This is a genomic window from Candidatus Hydrogenedentota bacterium, from assembly GCA_035416745.1.
Lineage (GTDB): Bacteria > Hydrogenedentota > Hydrogenedentia > Hydrogenedentales > SLHB01 > UBA2224.
Map to the genome: position 1 here is coordinate 6,608 of DAOLNV010000104.1, position 3,858 is coordinate 10,465.

At 59.0% G+C, this 3,858-nt stretch carries 4 protein-coding genes; all 4 read left to right on the forward strand.

Annotation, left to right across the window (positions count from 1 at the left end; genetic code table 11):
- The coding region (locus tag PLJ71_20305) for a hypothetical protein (GenBank protein HQM51036.1) at positions 1-627 on the forward strand (627 nt) is incomplete at its 5' end.
- A gap of 300 nt (positions 628-927) precedes the next feature.
- Positions 928-1,581, forward strand: a complete 654-nt coding sequence (locus PLJ71_20310) for a sigma-70 family RNA polymerase sigma factor (protein HQM51037.1) — start codon at positions 928-930, stop codon at positions 1,579-1,581.
- On the forward strand, positions 1,578-3,167 hold the full coding sequence (locus PLJ71_20315) for a hypothetical protein (GenBank protein ID HQM51038.1): 1,590 nt from the start codon (positions 1,578-1,580) through the stop codon (positions 3,165-3,167). Before PLJ71_20310 ends, PLJ71_20315 begins: the two co-directional genes overlap by 4 nt.
- 183 nt (positions 3,168-3,350) lie before the next feature.
- On the forward strand, positions 3,351-3,524 hold the full coding sequence (locus tag PLJ71_20320; GenBank protein ID HQM51039.1) for a hypothetical protein: 174 nt from the start codon (positions 3,351-3,353) through the stop codon (positions 3,522-3,524).
- Positions 3,525-3,858: the final 334 nt, after the last annotated feature.

The window sequence follows — 3,858 nt, forward strand, 5'->3', positions numbered from 1 at the left end:
GCCGTCACGGACAATACCCACAGCCTGCTCTCGGTCAAGCCCGACGGCGCCGCGGGCCGGGTCAAAGTGCGCCTGCACCATATGTTTCTCGCCGCGGACACCCGGGTTCTACAAGCGCTGGGACAGTGGCTCCGGCAGCCAAGAGCCAGGAAAGCCGGCGAGGTACTGGACTCCTTCATCCGCGAAAACCGCCACCGGATTCGGCCGTCTGGGCCGCGCCACCGGGTGATACGCGTTCGGACCCGGGGCCGTTATTTTGACCTGCAGCGACTTTTTGACGAGGTCAACGAACAATGCTTTCAAGGGACCGTTCGCACCCATATCACGTGGGGCCACATGCCCACCCAACGGCGCCGGCGCTCAATCCGCTTTGGCAGTTACCGCCACGAACTTCAGCTAATCCGCATTCATCCGTTGCTGGACCAGGAGTTCGTGCCCGAATTCTTTGTTCGTTATGTCGTGTATCATGAAATGCTTCACGCGCATCTGGGCATCTCGGAATCTGAGACCGGGCGCCGTCAAATGCACACAGCCGAGTTTCGCCAGCTGGAGAAGGCCTATCCCGATTACGAGCGAGCGCTTGCATGGCAAGACAAACGAGGCTCGCTTGCGCGTCTTCTGAAATGACCGGCGATACGGAATCAGACCCCGGAATGGCGCGATTCCAAGGCCTCTATTGTGGGGACTGCCGCGCCATGTACTATATTTAGTATGTTGTGGCGACGCTGACATGGCCGGGAGGCCGGGGGCGGGTGTGCCTCCACGCAAGGATGACAGTTGCCACGCCGCCCAAGACCCAAAACGGATTTGTCTTATGCAAGTGATACGCTTAAAATGACTTAACGGAAGAAATCCCCGAACATCCTGTCTGGAGTTGGGGAAAAGATGATAAAGCTGTGACGTTTACACGAATGAGTTGTAACGTAATTGGGCGGTGAAGGAGGCAGCGCCGCGTTCAGGGGCGCTGGCTTGTTCACCGACCGGGTAAACTGCGTGGACGCGGTCCAGAAGACGGACGAAGAGCTGATGGTCATCCTACGGAAGGGTGACCGCGAGGCCCTGGCCCAGCTGGTGCGGAGGTATCAGAACGATATCTTCCGGTTCTGTCTGCATTACGTCCGCGACTATGAACTGGCGCGTGAATTGGCCCAGGAGACGTTCGTCCGGGTCTATGTGGCGCGTCAGCGGTTCGATGAGACACGCAAGTTTCGCCCGTGGGTGCTTTGCATTGCCCGCAATCTCAGCCTGAACGAGTTGAAACGTAAGAAGTCGGTGCATATGGAGTCCCTCGAGGAATATGCCAGCACGGCTCGGGAAGACGATGGCGCGTTGCAGCGGTCTTCCGAGGATGCGCCCGACCGCGAACTCATGGGGCAGGAGCGGCGGGAAATCCTGGCGGAACTGCTGGATACGCTGGACGCCGAATCGCGCGAAATTGTCATCCTGCGGTTCTTCGAAAGAATGCCCGCGCGCGATATCGCCGAGGTCGTCGGCAGTACCGAGGGCGCCATTCGCACACGGCTTCATCGCATATTGAAGGCCCTTCGCGAGAGGAGCCTCAAAGTGAGAGATTTCTTGTGATACAAGGTGAACATGACATATCGCTGGACCGCCTGGCCGATTACGTGGAGGGGACACTCTCCGCGGAAGATACGGCGCAGGTCCGGAAGGCTATAGAGGCCTCGGAAGCGAGCAAGGCTGACTATGCGTGGCTGCGGCTCGCCGCCGAGGATTTCCATGCCATCGGCCAGAACATCGTCAAGGACGCCCCCGAAATCGACGTGCTCGACGCCGTCATGCAGGCCGTCCGAAAGGCGGACGCTTCCGCGAAGACCGTAGACCTGAGCGAGCGCAAGAAGTCACGTCCCTCTTTCGTACTCTGGGGCGCCATGGCCTTGGCCGCCGCGGTGTTGCTTGCCGTCATAGGGCTGGTGTTTGAATGGGGCGCGTTTGCCCCGCAGAAGACGGTTGTACCCCCGGTGGCGGAAGGTCCCGACAAGCCCCAGCAGCCCGAGCAGCGCACAGCAGTAGTCATCCCCGGGGAAAAACCCGAAACCAGCCGCCTTGGCGACCTCATGGAACAACTCGCGCAGGACGTTGCCCACAGGTTGGCGTCTCCCGAGAAACATGCCGGCCGAAGCGAGTTCTTTGCGACCGCCGCTCCGGACATCAGCAAGGTTTCGCAGGGCGATGTCGTTGCGCTGAGGCAAGCCGCGGTAACGAACCCGCAGGCGTGGACGCGTCTGCAGCGGATGGCAATGCTCGACGCGGAGACGGCCGCCAAGGTCGCGGCGGACCCCGAGGCGGCGCCGGAAACCATTGTCGGGGTGGCTGCGTCGTTGCCTGACGAAGAAGCGCGGCAACTGCTCGTGACCGCGATTGGCCGTATGGACCAGCAACAGCCTTACGCGGGCCTGGTTCTGGCCAAGACATACATCGCAGAACCCGTTTCCACCCCCGAGACAACATCGGAGCCCGCGCTGTTTGACGGAATGACCGAACAGGATTTGCGGGCGTTCTTGGAGGAAATTGCGGTCCTGCAGGGCGCGGACCCCCAGAACGCCTTGTTTGATGCGTTGCGCGCGGGGGCGCTGTTCCGCGTGGGCGACACCGAAGCGGCGCTGGCAGCGCTTGAGAGCCTGAAGGGGAAGGAAACGGCCACGGCCTATGGGCTGCAGGCCGCCCAGTCCCGGGAACTGGCTCTGGCAGCGGCAGGCATGCCCGAAGAGGCCGCGCAAATGCTGAGCGCCGTGCTCGCGGGGTCCGACCAATACACTATGCTTTGCAATTTGGCGCGCGAACTCGTACAATCGGGCCAAGCCTATGAGAATCAAGGCGATGTGGATACGGCACGGCGGGTGTACGAAGCCACGCAGCGGCTCGGGGAACAGGTATCCGGAAGCGCGCAGCTGAGTGAAGAGGCACTGGCAGGGGTCGATATTCAACGAATGGCTTTGGAAGAACTCGAGACGTTGTATGCGAACGGAGGCGCAGGGGGAGATATCGAGCAGATCACGAGTTCCGCCGAGGCCCTTGTAACGCAGATAAACAGCCTGAGCGACATGCTGGAATCGCTCGACCGGCTATTCCTGGGTGGAGGCAACGAGGCTTTTTGGAACCAGCTATCCGAACAGATTTTGCGCATGGGGGACCTCGGGTTGTTTTAGATTGCGCCAAAGTGATAAGAACCCTTAAAATGGTTTTATGTAAAAAAGGGGTTCACTTATTCAGCGAAAACGTGTAGAATTGGGTCCAAGCTCCACGGAAGCCGTGGACTTCGTTGAGGATAAACCCGGAGATTCTGGGTGGACGCCTGACTAAGAGGAAGAGGGAAGGAGGTGAAACGCCACATGATGCACGTCAAGAATCTGTCGAAACCTGCGAAGGCTGAGCAGACCGCTGATGTGACGCTCAAGAACATCATCGGGCCAATTGCGGGAGTCAGCCTGCTTGGGGACGAGACGCTAACCGAAGAACAAAGAAACTGGATGTGGGATCAGATTAATGACGCGTTGTCGAAGTAAGCACATCCGCGTGAGCAGCCATCACGCAGTTGTGTGAAACGGCGGAAGGAGAGTGGGCGTAAGTGGTTTTTCACCTTAGTTTGTCCACTCTAGGAATATCCGTGAAACGTTCGTCTCTGATCTCGGCGACCTGTGTTCGCGTCAAAAGCCAACGAGGCAATGAGGGGCACAGTGTTTAGGGATAAGGACAGGCGTGAAAGAAAGGGTTTTGAGAAATGAAACATCTGAAGAAGGTCTCGAAGACCGTGCCGTCAACGGCAGCGATCTGGGATTGGCCTCGTGAGCTGGCTCAGCAAAAGAGAGCCTGGCTCAACGGCGACCAGTTCAATCCAAC

Excerpts from the sequence above, each read along its gene's own strand:
- PLJ71_20320 (HQM51039.1), top strand. The coding sequence starts at position 3,351 with ATGATGCACGTCAAGAATCTGTCGAAACCTGCGAAGGCTGAGCAGACC.